This is a genomic window from Curtobacterium sp. PhB130, from assembly GCF_003755165.1.
In the GTDB taxonomy this organism is placed as follows: Bacteria; Actinomycetota; Actinomycetes; order Actinomycetales; family Microbacteriaceae; genus Curtobacterium.
In genome coordinates this window covers 41,901-61,410 of record NZ_RKII01000013.1, presented here as the reverse complement: position 1 = coordinate 61,410, position 19,510 = coordinate 41,901, and the positions used below count along the sequence as shown (strand labels likewise).

The window sequence follows — 19,510 nt, the reverse complement described above, 5'->3', positions numbered from 1 at the left end:
CACGGAAGCCTCCTCGGCGAGCGCGGGCGTGGACAGATCGGTATAGACATGTGCCCGCGGGGTAGAACGAGCGGGTCACTTCTGTAATTCTGACACCAGAAGGGGGGTCATGTCAGGTGAGAGCTCAAAGTGTCGCGAATCGCGTGGATCACGTCGACGTCCGCAGACCAGTAGATGACCGAGCCTGCGCCCCTGGAGTGCGTCGTGCGTCGCTGCCGGATGGCGCCGGCCTCGAGGAGTGCGCTCAGGTGGTGGCCGGCAGCGTTCCGGGAGAGCCCGGTGCTTGCCATGACCTCGTTAGCCGTGACCTCGGTGCTGTCCATGACCACGCGCAGGACACGGATGCGCGCTGGCGTCCCCGACACCACGGCGCAGGCCTCCTCGAGGGAGGGGGCTTCGTTCAGGCCATCGGGCATCGCCCCAGTCTACGGAGGTACTTGCCAAGGCTTGGTAAATACCATAGCTTGGTAAGTAGAAGAACAGCGGGCCCTGCCCGGTCAACGGAGGGGCGTCTCGCGGCTCGGGAACTGATTTGTCCCGGTTCATGCCTGCAGATGCACCTCTCATAGGTAGAGACCCATTCGGAGGGAATGACGTGGCTACAGCGACAGGAACCGCAACCGACGTACCGGTGAGGAGCGACGGCGCGATCGCGCCGGTGCGCACGCGCCGGTCGTGGGTGTACGCCGCGGGTGCGGCCGCGCTCATCATCGTCGGCGGTGTCGCCAGCGTCTTCATCTACTCGTCGTCGTCGCACACCCAGCAGGTGTTCGTGGTTGCCAAGAGCATCGACCGCGGCGACACCATCACCAAGGACGACCTCACGACCATCGACGTCGCCGCAGGGCAGCGCACCGCCGGCGTCGCGTCGACGGACGCGAGCACCCTCATCGGGAAGGTCGCCACGGTCGACCTCCCGGAGGGCAGCCTCGTCACCCGATCGGCGGTCGCTTCGGCGCTGCCCGTCCCGGGCGGGCAGGCCCTCGTCGGGCTCTCGCTCAAGCCGGCGCAGCTCCCGGCGCAGCAGCTCGTCGCGGGGGACCGCATCGAGGTCGTCCCCATCGCTGCGACGGACGGTTCCGGTTCCGCGGTGAAGAGCAACGACGCACCCATCCAGGGCGTCGTCTCCGCGTCCCGTACCAGCCAGTCCTCCGGGACGACGATCGTCGACGTCTACATCAACGCGAAGAACGCCGCTGACGTCACCAGCCGCGCGGCGGCCGGACAGGTTGCGATCTACCTCGCAGCGGCGGAGGACTGACATGGCCGTCCACGCCTTCGCCTCATTCGCAGGCTCTCCCGGGGTCACGACCGCGGCGTTCGCGTTCGCGGTGCACTGGCCGCGCCCGGTGATCGTGTTCGAAGCCGAGACCGCCAACGCGACGTCCGCGATGACGGGCTTCTTCCGCTCGAACCTGCACCCGAGTGCCGGGGGCTTGGACAAGGTGGCCGTCGCCTACTCCCGCAACGTGCTCACCTGGCAGGACCTCATCACGCCCGAGAGCGGGCTGTCGATCGCCGTGCACGAGCTCCCGGAGCTTCCGCAGGCGATCCCGGCGTTGCCCAACGGTCATCGGATGTGGGTCGTCCCCGGCTTCCACAAGCTCAGCATTGTCGACGGCGTCCGCCGCATGTGGGCGCGGTTCCCGCACCTGTTCCGCGCGATCAGCGAAGCCGGCATCGACGTGATCGTGGATCTCGGACGGGTTGCTCACGAGGACATCCGACTGCCGCTGCTCGATTCCGCAGACCGCGTCACTGTCTTCTCCGAGAGCACGATGGTCGACCTCAACCGGATCTACCGCCGCGCCGAACTCCCGGACTTCGCCGAGCGCCTGCAGGGCGTGGGTCGTGCGGAGAAGTACCGGCTGGTGCTGACCGAGTCCCGCTACGAAGCCATCCCCGCCAGCGACTTCGGCCGCAACGTGCTGCCCGTCCTCGCCGAGCTGCCCTGGGACCCCGACGGCGCCGCCGTGTTCTCGCTCGGCCGCCCTGACGCCAAGCCCCAGCGCAACGCCTACCGCCAGGCAGTCCGCCGGGCCGTGGCCGCCCTCGACGAACAGACGACAGCAGATCTCGACCGGAAGGTGGTGGGCTGAGTGGCCGACGAGCAGACCCCCCAGATCAGCATCAGCCAGCGACCGTTTCTGGCCGATCTCGCGGCAGACCCGAACATCGCGCCCGCCAGCCCGGAACCCACCGAGACTGGCCGTGCCGACGGTCGCGCGCACCTCTTCGCCGCCGCCAGCGGCGCCCGGCTGCACCTGGTCGACCCGATCCCCGCGTCGCCCGAGCAGCTCGAGCAGCCCGAAGAGCTCCCCGCTCCCATCCCCGAGTTCATGCGTCGAGACCGAGCACGCAGCTCGCTTGTGGAGACCCACGACCGTGACGCCGACGACGTCAACTGGCGGCTCGTCGACGAGCACGTCAAGGAGCTGAACCTCCTGGACTCGGCGACGCGCTCCCGAGCGGACTTCGACGTCGCGATCGCCTCCGTCGGCCCGGAGACGGAGTTCGAGGAAGAGGCGCTGGCAGAGATGCGCCGGCGTACGGAGCGGCACGTGCAGTACGAGGTCGTCAACCACGGCCCGGACCGCGACTGGGACACGGGTCGCATCGAACGGCACGTGCAGGCGATGTTCGACACTGCGTTCCGGTACGGCCGGTTCCAGCAGTTCCTGCGCGAGCCCGACGTCGAAGACATCACCGTGGTCGGCTACGACAACGTCATGGTGACCAAGACCGACGGTCGCCGTGAAGCACGCCGCCCGATGGCCGAGAGCAACGACGACCTCCTCCGGATGGTCGCCGACCTGGCCTCCGCCCGTGGCCGCGTGTTCGCCCGCCCCAACGGGCACATCGACCTCGACATCGGCGGCGTCCGGTTCTCCGGTACCGGCTCCGCGATCACCTCACTGCCGGACCTCACCTTCCGCAAGCACAACCTCGTCGACATCGACCTGCCTGGCATGGTGCAGCTCGGCTCGCTCCCGAAGGCTGGCGCCGGCATCCTCAGCGCCGCCGTCGAAGCGAACCAGTGCATCCTGGTCGCCGGCTACCCCGCGGCCGGCAAGACGACCTTCCTCCGCGCGCTCATGTCCGCGGTGCACCCCGACGAGAAGATCGCGACGATCGAGACGGAACGCGAGCTCTACCTCGGCAAGAACCCGGAACGGCACCGTCAGGTCACCGACCTGCAGTACCTGCCGTCGACCGTCGGCACCGGCGACCTCGCCGTCCCGTACAGCCTCGAGGACGCGTTCCTGCAGTCGCTGCGCGTCTCCGCCCAGCGCATCCTCTTCGGCGAGATCCGCGGACCGGAAGGCCCGGTCGCGATCAAGGCGATGCTCGCCGGCAAGGGGTCCCTGTCGACGATCCACGCCCGCAACGCCAACGACGCGCTCCACCGCTTCGCGGACGTGCTCATGAGCGAGCAGGGCCTCAGCAGCGACATCGTTCCGCTGCGCCAGATCCTGCGCACGATCCAGATCGTCGTGTACCTCGACACCATCCCGAACGGCGACGGCACCCGCCGCCGAATCGTCTCGGAGATCGCCGAAGTCATCCCGCGCCCCGGCGGCGACGGGCAGACGCCGCTGGCGTCCCCGCTGATCAAGTGGAACTACGACCACGAGACCTACGAGAAGCACCGCCCGTCGCCCGAGCTCGAGCAGACGTTCCGCCGCAACGGGCTCAACCCCGAGATCCTGTGGGAGGAATGATGGCGCTCCTCGCAGCTCTCGCCGGCGCCGTCTTCGTCGCCGGGATCATCCTGCTCGTCCGCGCCTTCCGCCCGGCACCCCCGAAGCCGGTCTCGAAAAAGACCTCCGGCCCGACCCTGGCGCAGCGCTGGAAGGCGGTGTCGCGCCGGACGAAGAACACGATCGTGCTCGGCCTCATCGCCGGCGTCGTCGCCGCGGCGATCTCCGGCATCATCCTGCTGCTGGTCGTCGTCCCCGCCGCGGTGATCGGCCTGCCGCTGCTGCTCGGCAAGCAGGACACCCGCGAACGGGATCTCCTCTCCGCACTCGAGGCATGGACTCGCTCCCTGGCATCCACGGCGGAGACCGGCGAGTTCACCCTCCGCGAGGTCGTCGACGTCACCAGGGCCTCCACTCCGGCGATCATCCGCGTGCCCGTGGACCGCCTCGCAGCGCGCATGAACGGCTCGTGGTCCAGCTCCGCAGCGCTCCGAGCGTTCGCCGACGAGCTCGACAATCCGTGGGCCGACGAAGTCACCATCTACCTCATCCAGGCTGCTGAGTTCAGCTCCGGAGGCCTCGCCACCGCCCTCGACGGCGTCGCCGACAACCTCGCCGTACAGACCGCCATGCGATTCGAGATCTACAACGAGCGCGACAAGCCCCGACGCACCATGCGCACCATGACGCTCATCGTGGGCATCGTCCTCGTCGGCATCGTCCTGTTCTCCCACACCCCGCAAATCGCGACGTACCGCACCCCCGTCGGGCAAGTCCTCCTCGCCGTCATCCTCGCCGGCTTCGTGGCCCTGCTGATCTGGGCCAAGTCCCTCACGCGCACTCGTCCTGAGCCGCGCATCATCATCACCGACACGGAGGTGCGCCGATGAACCCCGCACTCCTGGCGTTCCTGCCCGGCGCGCTCGTGGGAACCGGTCTCGCCGTGTTCCTCCTCACCCGTGCCCCCCGCACGATCCGCGTCGACGACGCCCTCGCCCGCCTCGGCGACGTCAACACCGTCACCCTCAGCCCCGCCGGCCGCCAGCCAGGCTTCGAGCGCGCCGGCAGCTGGCTCCACCAGCACCTTCCCAACCTCCCCGGGCTGTCCGCGCCGACCAAGCAGCTCGACCTACTCGAAATGCCCGTCGCGAAGTTCTACGGCGAGAAGCTGCAGCTCGCCGTGTTCGGTTTCCTCGCGCCGCTGGTGCTGCCGTTCCTGTTCCAGCTCTTCACCGGACACTTCTTCGCACTGCCGCTGCTGCTCTCACCCGTGGTCGCGCTCATCCTCTGGAACTCCCCAGACGCCAGCGTCCGCGCCCGGGCCAAGGCCGCACAGCGCGAGTTCACCCGGTTCGTCACCGTCTACCTCGAGCTCGTCGCGGTCGCGCTCCTCGGCGAAGTCAACGCCGACAACGCACTCAAGTCCGCCGCGAGCGTCTCCGACTCGTGGGTGTTCAAGCGCATCCGCCGCGAGTACCAGGTCGCCGAACTCAGCCGAGTCTCCAAGTGGGACGCCCTCGCTCGACTCGGCGACGAGGTCGACGTCCCCGCCCTGGTTGAGATGGCGCGCATGATGCGCCTCGCCGAAGCCCGCGTCGGGCTCCGAAGCCAGCTCCGCGCGGCCTGCAACAAGCTCCGCAAGCAGGTCGCCGCCGACGACAAGGACGCCGCCGAGCGCGTCACCTCCAACATGGGCTGGCCGGTCGCGGTCTCGCTCCTGCCGATCATCCTCATCACGATGACCCCCGCCGTCCTCCAGCTCCTCACGACCACCACCTGACCACCGAAAGGAACCCACCATGAACCGCATCCGCACCGCCGTTCTCCGTCGCACCGTCACCCTGCAGGCCGACCTGCAGGAGCGTCTCGACAAGCTCACCGAAGACGCCGAAGCCGGCCTCGAGGACTCGGCCTGGAAGGCGATCTGGGTCGTCTCCGGCGCCGTCGCCGCGATCGCGATCGCCGGCACCATCGTCGCCTGGGTCAACGGCTACCTCGGCAAGCTCCCGGGCTGATCCCGCACCCCACACCGCTACCAGCATCAGGAAGGGAGGAACCATGCAGCGCATCATCGCGATCGCACGACGACTGCGGACCGACGAAGACGGCTACGCAGCGTCAGCGATCATCGCGCCTGTGATCTTCCTGCTGCTGTTCACGGCCCTGCAAGGCGCGCTCTGGTACCAGGGCACCAACGTCGCCCAGAACGCCGCCGTCGCGGCGTACAACGACGCCCGCGCCTACGAGTCCACGACGGGCGCCGGTCAGGCCTCAGCACGACAGGTGCTCGACCAAGCCGGCGGGTTCCTCCAGCACAGCAACGTGTCGGTGAACCGAACCGCCAACACAGTGACTGTCGACGTCACCGGCCAGGCCGTGTCGATGATCCCCGGCGTGCAGATGCCGGCGGTACACCGCACGATCACCGGTCCGGTCGAGCGATGGGTGCCGGCACCATGATGAGGACCATCCGACGCATCCTCCTCGACGAGCGCGGCGACCTCGAGGACCTGCCTCCGGTGACGATCATGATGATCGTCGCCCTGATCCCGATCATCGGGGTCGTGGTCTTCCTCGGGCGGTACGGGCTCACCGACAACAGCGTGCAGTCCGCCGCGTTCGCCGCGGCGCGGGACGCTTCCATGTCGAGGGGGACGGACGCCGTCTCTCACGCCAAGGAAGCCGCACAGCTCGCCCTCGGGGACAACGCTCACTGCGCCTCGCTCGACGTCGCGATCGGCGGCAACGGGCTCAGCACCGGTCTTGGTCAGACTGGGACCGTCACCGCGACGATCACCTGCCGCATCAACACCGCGGACCTGTCCGTCCCGTTCATCCCCGGCTCGATGACGATCACCAAGACCGCCTCAAGCCCCGTCGACCCCTACCGAGAGCGGTGAGCACATGAAGTTCATCCCGATGATGGTGATCCTCGCCATCGCCATGATGGTCATCGGCGGAGCCGTCGTCGACGGTGACGGGAAGACGCAGACCCTGCAGCAGGCCCTCACCATCGCGCAGGGAGCAGCCCGAGCCGGCACCAACGCGGCCACGGGCAACTCCGTCAACGGAGACGCCTTCACCCTCAGCCCCGACGCCGCCGTGACCGCGGCGGAGAACTACATCAGCGCCGCCGGTGTCCACGGCAGTGCCAGCATCATCGACAACCAGGTCTACGTCACCGTGCAGGAGACGTATACGCCGAAGATCCTCGGCGGCTTCGGGGTCGGCCCCATGCCGGTCCACGCAACAGCATCCGCCCGCCTCGTCGACCACTGAACGAACAGGAACACGACATGACCATCACCCCAAGGCTCGCCCCAGTTGCCGCGGTCGCGATCGGCGCGCTCGTCTTCCTCGCCGGCTGCACCAGCACCCCCGCAGCGGACCCGACCGCGAGCTCGAGCAAGACCGCCACACCCACCCCGACACCCTCGGCCTACACACCCCTCGGCAAGCCGGGGTCGGCCAGCGCGCCGAAGGACCAAAACGAGGCTTGGAGCGGTGCCTCCACGGCGGTGAAGGACTTCATCGCTGTGCAGTACGAGATCCAGCACGACGGCGGCGCAAACCCGGAACGCATCGACAAGTTCGCCATCGGCACCGCCCGCGATTCCGTCCATGCCGTGGCGAAGCAGATCGCAGACCAGAAGTTCAAGGTCTACGGAGCACCGAAGTGGACCGCCGACGCTGCTGCATCCACGTACGGCGCGCTCATCGACCATGACGGTACGCAGATCCCCAACGGCACCGTCTACGTCAAGGGGTGCTTCGACACTTCCGACCAGGTCTCGAAGAAGGCCGACGGGACGGTCGTGCCGAAGTCTGAGACGGTCCGCTTCCCAGTGCAGCTCAAGACGCAATACATCCCCGACGACAAGGCGTGGGAAGTCGCCGAAACGAAGTCGATCAGCGGTGAGGGGGCTCCGCAATGCTGAGGCGCAGGCAGTACCGCATCGCCGGTCTTCTTGCCGCAATCGGTGTCGCGGTCTCGATCATCACTGCAGCCCCTGCGTTCGCCGATGGCGGCGGTAGCGGCGGATGTTCAGGCGACATTCTGAACCCGACCTGCAGTGTCGGTGTGGGTACTCCCGGCACCCCCGGTGGTGGTTCGGGTGGAGGCGGGACGGCGCCGGCGCCGGGCGGCGATGACGGAGCGCCCGCTGACTTCACGCCGGGGCCGCAGAAGTGCTCCTACAACGACAAGGACGTCCCTTGCCAGAGCGATGATGGCTGGTGGTCGTCGAACGGCAACTGCACCGGCTACGTCAAGCTCAGCGACCCTCAGCCCGCACCCGAGGCGGGCGAGTCCGCCGCGACCGGTGCCTGGTACACCTGCACCTGCCCGGGCGCTGACGCCGGCAGCGGTCGCGACTGCTTCGGCGGCACGTTCTGGTCCAACACCCCGCCCGCCGGCATCAACCGGTACACGCCCGCGCAGGCTGCGGCGGCCCTGGTGAAGACCTTCCAGCTCAAGGGCATCGACATCGGCATGGCTCCGGCCAGCAAGACGCACACCGATGACCCCGCCGGTACCGCGCCGTACCGCCGCACCTGGGTCGGCATCCCCGTCTGGCTCTGGGTCGAGAACCCGCAGCCGCTGACGTACGGCCCGTACTCCAAGACCGCGACCATCGGCGGCGTCACCGTCACCGCCACCGCGTCGGTCTCCGGAGTCACGTGGTCTAGCGGCGACGGCCAGACCGTCAACTGCGGCGCCGGCACCGCGTTCAACCAGGCCGCGATGGGTAACCAGGTCGCCACCGACTCTCCGACCTGCGGGTTCCGGTACACGCACACCTCCAAGGGCGGCACCTTCCAGGTCAACGCCACCAGCCACTGGACGGTGAACTGGACCGGTGGTGGCACCGACGGCACGATCGCCGTCCGCGACACGCAGAGCTCCACGGCCGTCCGCGTTGGCGAGCTCCAGAGCGTCAACACCGTCCCCGACGGCGGCACCTACGGATGAGGCCCGTACAGGAGCGGCCGAGCGTGGAAAAGCCCGCGCTCGGCCGCTCCAGCGGCCTGTTCCGAGGCGGCTCCGGTGTGTCGGGCGGCCGTCTTCCTACACTGATGCCACCCGCACGGGGGACAGAAAGGCAGCACCATGCGTAGGTTCATCACCGGTTTCGGCGCTCTCATCGCGATCGTCGCCGTCCTCGTGGGCGTCCCGATCGTGCTCATCATCGCCGCGGGCAACCCGCTCCCCACCGGAGCTCAGCTGCAGAGCGTCATCACGCTCACCCCGGACTACGGCAACACGATCCTCCTGACCAAGCTGCTGCCCTGCGCCGGCTGGGTCGCCTGGGTGCTCTTCGCCGTCCCGTTCCTCATCGAGCTCGCCGCGACGATCACCGGACGCCCGACCAAGAAGCGTCTCCCCATCTTCCGCGGTCAGCAGCACGTCGCCGCGGCCCTGATCGCCGCCGTGCTCGTCATGTTCGCTGGCGGCACGATGATCGGCACTGCCCAGCCCGCCAACGCCGCCCCTGCTCCCGTCACGACGGTCACCTCTCAGCCGGCCGAGACCTCCGCCGCTGCTCCGGCCGCTCCGCGCGCCCCTCCTGCAGTTGAGACCCCTGCGCCCGCTGCTCCCAGCGTGACGACCAAGACGGTGCACCACACGGTGGTGCCCGGCGACAACCTCTGGAGCATCGCCGAGCAGTACTACGGCGACGGCACCCGGGATCTCGACATCTTCAACGCCTCCACCGCCACGGTGCAGCCGGACGGGCAGCACCTGACCAACCCGAACCTGCTCCGGCCCGGGTGGAACCTCACTGTCCCCAACGTCGCGGTCACCCAGACGCCGGCCCCCGCACCGAAGCCCGCCGCCCCAGCTCCGTCACCGTCCTCGAGCGCGTCCTCGAGCAACGCCGGAGCTGACGCCGGCGTACCGGCCGCGCCGAGCCCTTCTGCGTCGGCAACACCGACCGCTTCTGCCTCTGCCTCTGCGACGCCCACAGCCACGCCGAGCGCGTCGTCCACCGCCGCACCGACCGCGAACAGCAACACCGGCGCCGCGGGCGCGCAGCACGCAAACAACGCCTCGGTCGACAACGACGACGACATCAACATCCCCCTCGCGACCACCGGCGGCATCGCCAGCGTCCTCGCCGCGGGCCTCCTCAGTGCGCTGGCGGCGCGGCGCCTCAAGCAGCGCCGCAAGCGCCGTCCTGGTACCCGGATCGCGATGCCCGAGCCGGACGCCGCGAACCTCGAGCTCGAGCTGCGGATGATCGAGAACCCTCTCGGCCTGCAGGACATCGACAACGCACTCCGCAGCCTGCAGATCTGGGCCGAGGACACCGGCGCCGTTCTGCCGGAGCTGTTCGCCCTCCGCCTCGAGGACCAGGAGATCGCGCTCTACCTCAGCGAGCCCGCCGACCTACCGTCACCGTTCGTGGCCGCCTCTGCCGACCGCACCGCATGGGTCGTCCTCCCCAGCACGGCGACCACGCCCGCGCGAGAGTCCGTCTCCCCGTACCCCGCGCTCGCGACGATCGGCGTCGATGACCATGGCGGAGTACTCATGCTCGACCTCGAGCAGATCGGCTCCCTCAACGTCGTCGGCGACGAAGACACCGCCCGCGGCGTCCTCAACGCGATCGCCGTCGAGCTTGCCGAGAACCCGTGGTCCGAACAGATCGAGGTCACCCTCGTGGGTATGCCGCGCGGCCTCGCCCAAGATCTCGACCGGTTCCGTGTCCAACACGTCGACGACACGGCGGCCCTGGTCCGGAACCTCCGCACCAGCCTCGCCGGCCGCGAGGCCTCCTTCGACAGCTACGGCGTCGACGGGGTCCACAGCGCCCGCACCCGAGCCACCGATGCCGAGTCCTGGGCGCCGCACGTCGTCATCCTCGGCCAGCTCCCCGACGAAGCCGTGCAGCGCGAGCTGCAGGAACTCGTCGAACGCGTCCCGCGTCTCGGCATCGCCACCATCGCCAACGGCGAGACGCTCGGCACCGGCTCGATCGTGCGGATCTCGTCAGCGACGAGCGCAGAGCTCGTCTCACCCGGCGACGTCATGCCGCCGCTGCCCTTCACGCCCCAGGTACTCCAGGGGCGTGAACTTGAGCTCGTGCAGGAGCTGTTCGCCACGACCGAGCAGGACAGCGTTGCAGCACCCGTCACCGCCCCGATCGTCACTGTCGACGCCGCACAGGCCGCAGACGACGCTCTCACGGACGAAGCGCAGCAGGCCGAAGTCTCGGTCGTCCCGTCCGCCCTGAGCCCGGAGAGCGTCACAGACAGCGACGTGAAGGCGTCCGCAGGGGAGGATCAGCCGGCTACGGCATCCGATGACGGAGACACCGCTCCCGTGCAGCCCGCCGTTGTCGCAGACATGGCCGCCGATGTCGCAGCGGCCCCGACCGATGTCCCGAACGCGGCTCCGGATGTCCCAACGGCGACCGAAACCGCCACCGCGCCGGACTGGCCCGCCCCCTACGTGCGGATGCTCGGCCCCGTCGACGTGCTGCACCTGGCCGACCCGGACCGGCTGCCCGGCCGCGGAGCCGAGCTGCTGACCTACCTCAGCCTGTCCGCCCCCGTGAACGGGACGATGCTGCAGCAGGCGTTCTGGCCGGACACCGTCAACGCGAAGGACAGCCAGCGCAAGCTCGTCCGCCTCGTCCGCCAGGCACTGGGTGCCGACCCCGACGGCACCCCCTTGTTCCCCGAGAACAAGAACCAGGAGGGCTACCAGCTCCACCCCGCCATCGGGACCGACTGGCACGACTTCCGCCGGCTCATCGGGGACGACCTCGCCCGCACCAGCAACGAGAACCTCGTCACCGCGATCAAGCTCGTCCGCGGGACACCGTTCGCCGGCATCAGCACCCGCCGCGGATGGTGGGCGTGGATCTCCGTCCTGCAGGAGGAGATGATCGCCGCGGTCATGGACGCCGCAGACGAGCTCGCCCGCCGCGCGCTCGAGATCCGCGACGTCAACCAGGCCCGCTACGCCGCCGGCATCGCCAAGGCCGTCGAACCGCTCAACGAGGCTGGCTGGCGCACCGAGCTGCGCGCCGCGATGCAGGACCGCGACGTCGACGAGATCAACCGCATCGTCGACGAGATGTACGCCCGCGTCGGCGGCGGGGACCCGGACTACGAACTCGACGAAGAGACCGCCGAGCTCGTCGACGCCGCAACCCAATGACTGACGTGGCCCCGGACGCCCAACGTCTCCGGATCTCCACCACGCTCGCCGCGAGCATCGCGGCAGCGGGCGGCAGCGCGCTGCTCGCGATCGCGCTGCACGCGGTCGTCGGCACGGCGGCCTACGCGTGGGTCCTCACCGCCCTGATCACCGCCGCCGCGATCGCGCCCGTCGCGATCGACCTGCGCGTCCGAAAGCTGCCCAACCGGTGGGTCGCCCCGATCGCCGCGGCCGGCGCAGCCCAGGCCTTCGCCATCGCCTACGCCACCGTGGACCCCTGGCGCGTGTTCTGGCCGGTCATCGTCGCCAGCATCGTCGCTGCGTTCTACATCGCCCTCGGCCTCGCCGGCATGTTCGGGCTGGGCGACGCGAAGTTTGCCGCCGCGCTGAGCATCACCGTCGCGATCTACGCCGGCCCACTGGCCCTCTACCTGATCCCGATCGCCATGCTCCTCGGGGGACTCTGGCGGGCGGTCCTGGCCGCTGCCGGCCGCGGCAAGCGGCCTCGAGCACACGGCCCCGCAATCGCGATCGCCGCGGTCGCCATCCTGGTCACGACGATCGCGCTGCAGCAGGCCGCCGGCGCCCTGCAGTGACCGGCCCGACGCTGCGTCGCGCCGGGGTCTAGCGGCTCCGAGGGTCACCGAACTGGGGTCTCGTCAACCCGGTTTGAGCGAGCTCCTGGGCCAGGGGTCCACCGTCAACCGCGGCAGGGGTCCGAGACGGCGGGGTCGGCAGCTGTGAGGGTGTCAACCCCGCCGCTCACCGACTCGCGTCTGCGGTGCCGTCCCACTGCCCCTCCACCGTCCCGAACGCCCACACAGCCCACCCTCCCTGCAGCACGTAGATTGCGGCACCGCGGAGCCGGTACGTCACGCCGATCAGCTCGCAGGCCAGCGCGATCATGGCATCGGCGTTCGTCGTCGTGAACTCCTCGCCCTTCCGGTTCAGACGCATGAGCTCCCACTCCTTCGACAAGAAGTCGTCCCGGAGCAGGTCGTGCACGAACCGGTTGCGCCGCTCGTATACGGCACGGGCGGCGTCGAGCGTTGCCAGGATCTTCGGACGTTCCTCGTCGGTCAGTCGATCAGTCGTCGCGACCTTCCGAGCGCACTTCGTGGCGTTCTGCTGGAAGACGTCGGGGGCGTCCCGGAACGCGTGGACGTCGGTCTGTCCGTCCAGCGCGGCGTGGAGGAACCGCAGCGCCGCATCCATGCTCGTCGTCTCGGCCACGAGCCGACCGAGGAGGAACGTTCGCTGGTCGGCCGGCTCCAGGGCGTTGAGCGCACCGAGATCCATCCCGGCATCGTGCCAGCTCGTGTACCGAGCACTCGCCGTCAGGGAAAAGTCAGCGTGATCGCTGCCCGCCGACGTCGCGACCGATCTGGTCAAGCTCGGCGTCGACGCGACCGCGCGGTCGGAGCTGCCGATGTCTCACGAGCGGAGCACCCACACCTTCTGCAGCCGTCCCTGCCAGGTGGTATCGACGAGCACGGCTCGCTCCGAAGCTGCAACCGCGAAGCCGTGCGTCTTGAGGTGCCCGATCTCGACGTACTCGAGTTCGACCCACACCGGCATCGGCTTCTCGAACGCTGTTGCATCTGCTCGGTCCGCTTCCGGAGCCTGCTCGGGCGTGTAGAGGGTCACGTCGGGGTGATCGGGCGGGTGCCAGACATACCGCCGACCATGCCCGCCGGCAGCCGGACGGTCGCGGTCGAGGAACGCGTCAGTCATGCGCCCAGTCTGCCGCTCGTTCGAACGCATGTTCGATTACGTGGGATCATGACGGGCATGGGTAAGAACCGTCGATACGGCACGGATGTGTCGCGTGCTGCGATCAACGAGTTCCTGACCCGTGCCTCGCCCGTCTCGCTGTCCCCGGAGGAGATCGGAGCGGCACCCGTGGTCGAGGTCGACGGCGGCGACACGGTCGACGTGTGGCTCCGGTTCGTCGAGACGCGGGTTCAGGAACGTGCCGTGGTGGTTGCTTTCACCGATCGCGCTGTGCAGGTCGAGGTGACTCGCCGCGACGGGTCGCGGTACCGGGTGTGGGTCTGGCGTGGGGCTGTCACTCGCGCGGGGCGTGATCGGTAGAGACGTTCCGAGGCGGCCGGTACGGAGCGCGACGACGCGGACACCGCGGTGTAGGTCAGTCCTTGCGCATGCGCCCCGAGCCGGTCGCGCCGAGCACCCTCGTCGAGACCCTCGTCGAGACCCTCGTCGACAAAGCGATCCACACGCCCCGGCGAACCCCGCTCGCGCCCGTCGTGCACCGCACCCTCGACAGCCTCACCGGCGGCGACTCGATGCAGATGCTCGCCCACCGCCTCTCCGGCTACACGACGGAGCAGATCGCGAAGATCTTTGGCCTGTCCATCGAGGACACCGCCGCCCACTTCGAGCAGCTCGACAGCGCTCACCGCAGCAAGACCCACCGGCAGCCCCGGAATCGACTGGAGGCCATCGCATGAACCGCCCCGACGACGTGGATTTCGGCTTCGACATTCCCGTGCACACCGATCTCCCGCGCACCCACTGGATGGCGCTCGACGCCTACGCCACGGCGAACGGCACCACGATCGCCGCGCTCCTGCGGGCCACCGCCGTGCACATCCTCAACGTCGCCGGCGCCGCGGCCATCGACGGAGCCACCCCGGCCCCGGTCCGCCCGGCGCCGCCGGCACCGGTCCAGATCCCCGCACCGCCGATGCCGGACGACGAGCCGGCTGCAGCGGAAGCCCCGACGCCCGTGGTCGCACTCCGCACCGTCACCGACGACGACGTGCGACGCCTCCACCGCGACGGCCTGAACGACGTCGAGATCGCCGCGGAGCTGCGCTGCAGCGAACACACGGCGTTCCGGCTCCGCAACACCAAGCTCGGCCTGCCGAAGAACGTGACCGGGCGCCCCGCCAAGCAGCAGAGGACCGCGTGAACGCCATGACCAACTTCGTCTCCCACTACCGCCGCGCGATCTTCTGGGCCACCAGCCACGGCGCCGACACTGCCCTCGCCGACCAGTTCGCCGAGGCGTATGCGACCCTGCTCGAGGACGCTCCCGCGAACCGTTACCCGGACCTGGCGCAGCCCACGCCAGCGGAGTTTGCCGACGACAACGTGCTCGAGTACGGCCAGCTCGTCGACACCACCCCGATTGGCACCGTCGTACCGATCGGCAGCCAGTGGATCGCCCGTTGCACCTCCTGCAAGTGGAACCCCGCCCGTGAGGACGCCACCACGTACGAGGCCGCCGAGCGCGCGGCAGCTCTGCACAACTCCGACATTCACTGCCCGGTACGCCGACCGCAGTGGGGCGACGTCGCCGCCTGGGCCACCGCCGAGCGCGCTGGAGCCCACGCGTGAGCCGCCGCCGTGCGCAACTCCGCACCGGTCTCATCGTCGGCACCGTGTCCGCTGGCCTGGTCATCGTCGCCCAAGTGGTCACCGGTGCGCTCCACCCGGGCGGCGGCACCCATGCCGTGGGCAGCCTGTCCATCAGGGGCGCCCCCTCCGTGACCAACCAGCTCCATGACGCCGGCCTCGTCGACGGCGACAGCATCAACGCCCCCGCCGTCCGCAAGCTCCTCGCCGAGATCCCGGCCACGGCCGCGGCACCTACGACGACGTACGACCGCGACTCCTTCGGCCCGGCGTGGGCAGATACCGACCACAACGGCTGCGACCAACGCAACGACGTTCTCGCCCGCGACCTCACCGCCGTCACCTACAAGCCCGGGACGCACGACTGCGTCGTCCTCACCGGCACCCTCGCCGACCCGTACACCGGCCAGGAGATCTCCTTCACTCACGGCTCAACGACGAGCACCGCAGTGCAGATCGACCACATGGTGCCGCTGTCCTGGGCCTACCAGCACGAAGCATCGACGTGGACTGAGCAGCGGCGCGAGCAGCTCGCCACCGACCTCAACAACCTCACGCCGTCGACGGTCCGAGCAACGAGTCCAAGTCCGACCAGGGCCCGGCGACCTGGCTCCCGCCTGCAGCGTCCTACGCGTGCACGTACGTCACCCGGTTCACCTACGTCGTGCACCGCTACGACCTCACCCTCGACTCGGCTGACCGTGCCGCCGTCAACCGCACCCTCGACACCTGCAAGTGAACGGACCAGCCATGACCCGGACACCCTCAGACCCAGCAGGCCTCGGCGACTTCATCCCCGAGCGGGACGGGCACGCACTGATCCTCGGCGCCGCCGCCGGCAGCGAAGCCGTGGGCTGGTGCTTCGCTAACGCACCGGGCGCCGACATCGTCGTACTCGCCGACCTCTCCGCCCGTCTCACAGGCCCCCGCATCACCACCACCCCCGACCCCGCCGACTGGGACGAGCTGCTCGAGCGAACCCTTGGGGAAGTCGCACGCCGCTACTCGACCGCCCTCACGTCCGTGCAGGCCCGGCGCCTGTATGTCGTCATCGACCTCGGACCACTGCTGAGTACCCCGCCGGCCCTTCCCGAGCCCGGACGGCAGCTCCTCCTCGAGCGGCTCGACGAGCTCGTGCAGATCGGCCGCGCTGCAGCCGTGCACGTCCTGGCGATCGCCACTGACCCGGCGGTTGGGCACCGCGTCAGCAGCAGGGTCCGGAACACGGCCCGCATCTTCCGGGACCCCAGGAGCAACGCGTGATGCACGGCCGTCAGATCCGAGCCGCGCTGATACTCGCGCTCCCGAGCGTGCGCCTGCGGCGCTACGTCGCCGGCGCCGCGTCCACCTACGCGATCGCAGCGTGAGCGCGGCGGACGGATTTGTCCCGGTGGCCGCGACGGAAGGCACCTCTAACCAGTAAAGGCACCTCTAACCAGTAGAGGAAGCAAGCCGTCTCACACCGACGAACGGAAGGACCGACATGGGGTACCAGGTCTATGAAGACCCTGACCACAGCTGGCGCTGGGCGGGGTACGCCGTCCCCGCCGAGTGCGACTGGGACGGCTGCGACACCCGGATCGACCGTGGCCTTGCGTACAAGTGCGAGGACCACGGCGACTACGTCCTGATGCTCGACGGCCAGGAGATCTCCTACGACCGTTACGCCGACGAACCCGACGCCGAGGAGGTCTGGCAGGAACGCGACGGCTGCGGGCTCTACTTCTGCCCCGAACACAGGACGCGCACCAGCGAACACGCTCCGGTGCAGCCCAAGCTCGACCTGCTCGAGTGGGAGGCACACATCCTCACCGACGACTCCTGGGCACGTTGGCGCGAGCAGAACGCGACCCGCGTCGGCGTCATGCGCGCCCGCGCCCTGCACACCGCGGAGGCAGCCCGGTGAAGTACGTCCGCTGCCCCTCCTGCGCCGGAACCGGCTACCTCGACGACGAGCTCGCTACCGACGAACCCGCAGCCGTCGCCTGCACCACCTGCTGCAGCTACGGCTGGTTCGACCTCGAAACCGGCAAGCCGGCCGACGTGGAACCGCCCCTGTTCACCCTCACCGAGGAAGGAGTCCTCCAGTGACCACGCACACCACCACCGCCGAGTCACGCACCGCCCCGATCACCCCCGCGCAGCGGGAGCGCGCCCGCGCCTACCTGACTCGCACGATCAGCAACTACGAGCACGACCTCGAGACCACCGACACCGCCACCGAGACCGGCCTCGCACACGCCGCCGTGCTCGACATGACCATCGCCAGCTGGCGACGCCGCCTCGACGCACTCGCAGCGGCCTGACTGGAAGGACCCACCCATGACCGTCACCGTCTACACCAAGCCGTCCTGCGTCCAGTGCACCGCGACGTACCGGGCGCTCGACAGCAAGGGCATCCCATACGAGACCCACGACGTCTCCGCTGACGAGCGTGCGCTCGAGCACGTCAAGAGCCTCGGCTACCTGCAGGCCCCCGTCGTCGTCACCGATGACGACCACTGGTCCGGCTTCCGCCCCGACAAGATCGCCGCGCTCAGCGCATGAGCACCATCGCCGAGACCCGACCCGAGGTGGAGCCGATCGTCGAGTTCGAGCCGGTCACCCTCAAGCGCGGCAAGCCGGTCGAGCTCGTGCGCTGGTGGCACACAGCCGACGGCTGGTCCCACGATCTCGTCCGCGGCAGGTACCGACGCCGCAACCGCAACGCCATCACCCTCGAAGTCGACGGTGAGCTGCGTGACTTCCCCCGCAACCAGTGGCACGTCTGCGCCGCGTGAGCACCGAAGGAGCGGCGCTGTGACCAAGCGCTACGAGTCCCTCCAGACCGTCGTCCCACACGACAACACCCTGAGCACGGACTACTCCCGCACGCGGAAGCTCGCCCAGCGCCTCGAGGATCTCAACAGCTGGGCCAACCGCGGCTATGAGCTCCGCCACACCCACGTCTTCACCCACGACGACAGCGAGATCTACATCGACGACCTCGACAAGGATCTCGACGACCCGCGCTGACCCTGGGGGAGCCGATCAGCGTAGATCGGCCCCGACGCCGTGCCGAAGGTGTTGAACCAGACGACGTCGCCGGACTCGTTCCGCTCCGCCGGGTACGCCGTCCCCTGGACCGGCGGCGGCGAGCATCGTCCGTTCCCGACGTCGACGCACAGGTGCTCGACCGCGGTCACCCTCGGATCGAGCGGTATCCGCGTCAGCGGCACCGGGACCGCGTACGAGGACCAGTTGCGGTACTTCGCAACGATGAAGCCGTCGCCCAGATGCCACCGGCAGCGGGGGCAGTGCTGCGCTGTGTAGTCGGTGTTCGTCGTCTGGCTATGCGCCGCCCGGTACTCCGTCGCAGGCGGCAACGAGCTTGCAGCGAACGCCTTCCGCACCTCCGCCTGGAAGACCAACTCCGGTCGGTCCCGCACCCAGGTCGGGTACCTCGAACCGAACGACACCGTCCCGACCTGGCCGCATCGGGTCTGCAGCTGCACCTCACCGAGCCACCAGAACGAGAACCACGCACCGCAGCGCTCGTTGTGGCACTTCGACATCGCCGTGACGATCTCGACCGCCTCGACTACCGCTTGGTACCGGAGCCGGATCTCGCTGCGAAACCACCGCGTGAGCGCAGTGCGCATCGCAACGAACTCACGCCCCTGCGCCAGCCCGACAGGCATGTCCATCTGCAGCGCGTCCGCTGTCCCGCGCATGTTCCACAAGCCCCGATCGCGGTTCTTCGGCCCGACCAGCCACACGCACTCCACGCCGGCGGCCTCGTACCGAGCCGTTCGACGAGCGAAGTCTTCCGGGGTCTGGCCGGCCCACTGCACCTCGATAGCGACAGAAGACACCCCCGGCTTGGAGACGAGCACGTCAGCGATCCACGAACGATCCGCCGCCGGCGCTTCGACGATCGCCTCCCAACCGTGCTCCCGGGCGACCTCCGCCACCAGTGCTTTCGCCGCCAAGTGCTCACGCGACTCCGGCCCGCCCTCGTGCAGCTCACAGCTGACTGCCTTGTGCCGGAAGTACCGGGTCCCGGCCCGCTCCACCGGGACGCCCGGCTCACCGCACGACATCACCAGACCACGATCCCGGTACGTCGCCCGCACCTGCGCCCACGCCTCATCACCGAGCCCCCAAGACTCGACACGTTCCCCACCCCACAGGGCAACAAGCGGCACAGCAGCTCCCTCATCGGGCCGACGCCCGCTGCACGCGATCCTGCTGCACCCCGCCGTCATCGTCCAGCAGC

Annotated in this window: 29 protein-coding genes; 25 read left to right on the top strand and 4 right to left on the bottom strand. The window is 69.1% G+C overall.

Going from position 1 to position 19,510, the window contains the following annotated elements:
• Window positions 1–107: 107 nt before the first annotated feature.
• A complete protein-coding gene (locus tag EDF24_RS18600) occupies window positions 108–416 on the bottom strand; it encodes a helix-turn-helix transcriptional regulator (protein ID WP_123704914.1) in 309 nt (102 codons plus the stop codon).
• Window positions 417–631: 215 nt separating this feature from the next.
• Between EDF24_RS18600 and EDF24_RS18595 the strand changes: the two genes are divergently transcribed.
• The 13 genes from EDF24_RS18595 (at window position 632) to EDF24_RS18535 (ending at window position 12,467) form a co-directional block, all read left to right on the top strand.
• Window positions 632–1,261 (top strand): SAF domain-containing protein, encoded by a 630-nt coding sequence (locus EDF24_RS18595; protein WP_165931584.1) that lies wholly within the window; start codon window positions 632–634, stop codon window positions 1,259–1,261.
• Window position 1,262: 1 nt separating this feature from the next.
• A complete protein-coding gene (locus tag EDF24_RS18590; protein ID WP_123704910.1) occupies window positions 1,263–2,099 on the top strand; it encodes a hypothetical protein in 837 nt (278 codons plus the stop codon).
• Complete coding sequence (locus EDF24_RS18585; RefSeq protein WP_123704908.1) at window positions 2,100–3,722, top strand: ATPase, T2SS/T4P/T4SS family; 1,623 nt, start codon at window positions 2,100–2,102, stop codon at window positions 3,720–3,722.
• The gene (locus EDF24_RS18580) at window positions 3,722–4,591 is read left to right on the top strand and encodes a type II secretion system F family protein (RefSeq protein WP_123704906.1); all 870 of its coding nucleotides are present in this window, start codon (window positions 3,722–3,724) and stop codon (window positions 4,589–4,591) included. The genes EDF24_RS18585 and EDF24_RS18580 overlap by 1 nt, the downstream gene beginning before the upstream one ends.
• Window positions 4,588–5,481: a hypothetical protein gene (locus EDF24_RS18575; protein ID WP_123704905.1), complete on the top strand. Its 894-nt coding sequence runs from the start codon at window positions 4,588–4,590 to the stop codon at window positions 5,479–5,481. Before EDF24_RS18580 ends, EDF24_RS18575 begins: the two co-directional genes overlap by 4 nt.
• A 19-nt stretch (window positions 5,482–5,500) precedes the next feature.
• The gene (locus tag EDF24_RS18570) at window positions 5,501–5,716 is read left to right on the top strand and encodes a hypothetical protein (RefSeq protein ID WP_123704904.1); all 216 of its coding nucleotides are present in this window, start codon (window positions 5,501–5,503) and stop codon (window positions 5,714–5,716) included.
• 43 nt (window positions 5,717–5,759) lie between these two features.
• Window positions 5,760–6,161 (top strand): TadE/TadG family type IV pilus assembly protein, encoded by a 402-nt coding sequence (locus tag EDF24_RS18565; protein WP_123704903.1) that lies wholly within the window; start codon window positions 5,760–5,762, stop codon window positions 6,159–6,161.
• Window positions 6,143–6,601: a hypothetical protein gene (locus tag EDF24_RS18560; protein WP_260233506.1), complete on the top strand. Its 459-nt coding sequence runs from the start codon at window positions 6,143–6,145 to the stop codon at window positions 6,599–6,601. The genes EDF24_RS18565 and EDF24_RS18560 overlap by 19 nt, the downstream gene beginning before the upstream one ends.
• Before the next feature lie 4 nt (window positions 6,602–6,605).
• Entirely contained in the window at window positions 6,606–6,980 is a 375-nt protein-coding gene (locus tag EDF24_RS18555; RefSeq protein ID WP_123704902.1) for a hypothetical protein, read from the top strand.
• 17 nt (window positions 6,981–6,997) lie between these two features.
• Window positions 6,998–7,639 carry a hypothetical protein gene (locus EDF24_RS18550; RefSeq protein ID WP_123704901.1) on the top strand — a complete coding sequence of 214 codons (642 nt, stop codon included), beginning with the start codon at window positions 6,998–7,000 and terminating at the stop codon, window positions 7,637–7,639.
• 143 nt (window positions 7,640–7,782) lie between these two features.
• Window positions 7,783–8,673, top strand: a complete 891-nt coding sequence (locus EDF24_RS19590) for a hypothetical protein (RefSeq protein ID WP_243698435.1) — start codon at window positions 7,783–7,785, stop codon at window positions 8,671–8,673.
• A 138-nt stretch (window positions 8,674–8,811) separates the two neighbouring features.
• A complete protein-coding gene (locus EDF24_RS18540; protein ID WP_123704899.1) occupies window positions 8,812–11,871 on the top strand; it encodes a LysM peptidoglycan-binding domain-containing protein in 3,060 nt (1,019 codons plus the stop codon).
• Entirely contained in the window at window positions 11,868–12,467 is a 600-nt protein-coding gene (locus EDF24_RS18535) for a prepilin peptidase (RefSeq protein ID WP_123704897.1), read from the top strand. Before EDF24_RS18540 ends, EDF24_RS18535 begins: the two co-directional genes overlap by 4 nt.
• 166 nt (window positions 12,468–12,633) lie before the next feature.
• Here EDF24_RS18535 and EDF24_RS18530 read toward each other — a convergent pair whose 3' ends face one another.
• On the bottom strand, window positions 12,634–13,170 hold the full coding sequence (locus tag EDF24_RS18530) for a hypothetical protein (protein ID WP_123704892.1): 537 nt from the start codon (window positions 13,168–13,170) through the stop codon (window positions 12,634–12,636).
• A gap of 135 nt (window positions 13,171–13,305) precedes the next feature.
• Complete coding sequence (locus EDF24_RS18525) at window positions 13,306–13,518, bottom strand: hypothetical protein (protein WP_132050620.1); 213 nt, start codon at window positions 13,516–13,518, stop codon at window positions 13,306–13,308.
• Window positions 13,519–13,557: 39 nt separating this feature from the next.
• On the opposite strand from EDF24_RS18525, the gene EDF24_RS18520 reads away from it, so the two are divergent.
• From EDF24_RS18520 to EDF24_RS18465, 12 genes are all read left to right on the top strand, one after another.
• A complete protein-coding gene (locus EDF24_RS18520) occupies window positions 13,558–13,965 on the top strand; it encodes a hypothetical protein (protein WP_148070932.1) in 408 nt (135 codons plus the stop codon).
• Between the two features lie 68 nt (window positions 13,966–14,033).
• On the top strand, window positions 14,034–14,342 hold the full coding sequence (locus EDF24_RS18515) for a hypothetical protein (RefSeq protein ID WP_123704886.1): 309 nt from the start codon (window positions 14,034–14,036) through the stop codon (window positions 14,340–14,342).
• Entirely contained in the window at window positions 14,339–14,806 is a 468-nt protein-coding gene (locus EDF24_RS18510) for a hypothetical protein (protein WP_123704884.1), read from the top strand. Before EDF24_RS18515 ends, EDF24_RS18510 begins: the two co-directional genes overlap by 4 nt.
• Before the next feature lie 5 nt (window positions 14,807–14,811).
• Complete coding sequence (locus EDF24_RS18505; protein ID WP_132050610.1) at window positions 14,812–15,234, top strand: hypothetical protein; 423 nt, start codon at window positions 14,812–14,814, stop codon at window positions 15,232–15,234.
• Window positions 15,180–16,121, top strand: coding sequence for a DUF1524 domain-containing protein (locus tag EDF24_RS18500; RefSeq protein ID WP_311316816.1), 942 nt, complete (start codon window positions 15,180–15,182; stop codon window positions 16,119–16,121). The genes EDF24_RS18505 and EDF24_RS18500 overlap by 55 nt, the downstream gene beginning before the upstream one ends.
• Window positions 16,003–16,515, top strand: a complete 513-nt coding sequence (locus EDF24_RS18495) for a hypothetical protein (protein ID WP_123704880.1) — start codon at window positions 16,003–16,005, stop codon at window positions 16,513–16,515. Before EDF24_RS18500 ends, EDF24_RS18495 begins: the two co-directional genes overlap by 119 nt.
• Window positions 16,516–16,735: 220 nt before the next feature.
• Window positions 16,736–17,158: a hypothetical protein gene (locus tag EDF24_RS18490; protein WP_123704878.1), complete on the top strand. Its 423-nt coding sequence runs from the start codon at window positions 16,736–16,738 to the stop codon at window positions 17,156–17,158.
• On the top strand, window positions 17,155–17,343 hold the full coding sequence (locus EDF24_RS18485) for a hypothetical protein (protein WP_123704876.1): 189 nt from the start codon (window positions 17,155–17,157) through the stop codon (window positions 17,341–17,343). The genes EDF24_RS18490 and EDF24_RS18485 overlap by 4 nt, the downstream gene beginning before the upstream one ends.
• Window positions 17,340–17,558 carry a hypothetical protein gene (locus EDF24_RS18480; protein WP_123704874.1) on the top strand — a complete coding sequence of 73 codons (219 nt, stop codon included), beginning with the start codon at window positions 17,340–17,342 and terminating at the stop codon, window positions 17,556–17,558. The genes EDF24_RS18485 and EDF24_RS18480 overlap by 4 nt, the downstream gene beginning before the upstream one ends.
• Before the next feature lie 16 nt (window positions 17,559–17,574).
• A complete protein-coding gene (gene nrdH / locus EDF24_RS18475) occupies window positions 17,575–17,799 on the top strand; it encodes a glutaredoxin-like protein NrdH (protein WP_123704872.1) in 225 nt (74 codons plus the stop codon).
• Complete coding sequence (locus EDF24_RS18470; protein WP_123704870.1) at window positions 17,796–18,032, top strand: hypothetical protein; 237 nt, start codon at window positions 17,796–17,798, stop codon at window positions 18,030–18,032. The genes nrdH and EDF24_RS18470 overlap by 4 nt, the downstream gene beginning before the upstream one ends.
• 19 nt (window positions 18,033–18,051) lie before the next feature.
• Window positions 18,052–18,267, top strand: coding sequence for a hypothetical protein (locus EDF24_RS18465; protein ID WP_123704868.1), 216 nt, complete (start codon window positions 18,052–18,054; stop codon window positions 18,265–18,267).
• Here EDF24_RS18465 and EDF24_RS18460 read toward each other — a convergent pair.
• Window positions 18,225–19,439, bottom strand: a complete 1,215-nt coding sequence (locus tag EDF24_RS18460) for a competence protein CoiA (protein ID WP_165931583.1) — start codon at window positions 19,437–19,439, stop codon at window positions 18,225–18,227. The genes EDF24_RS18465 and EDF24_RS18460 overlap by 43 nt on opposite strands.
• Window positions 19,440–19,510: the final 71 nt, after the last annotated feature.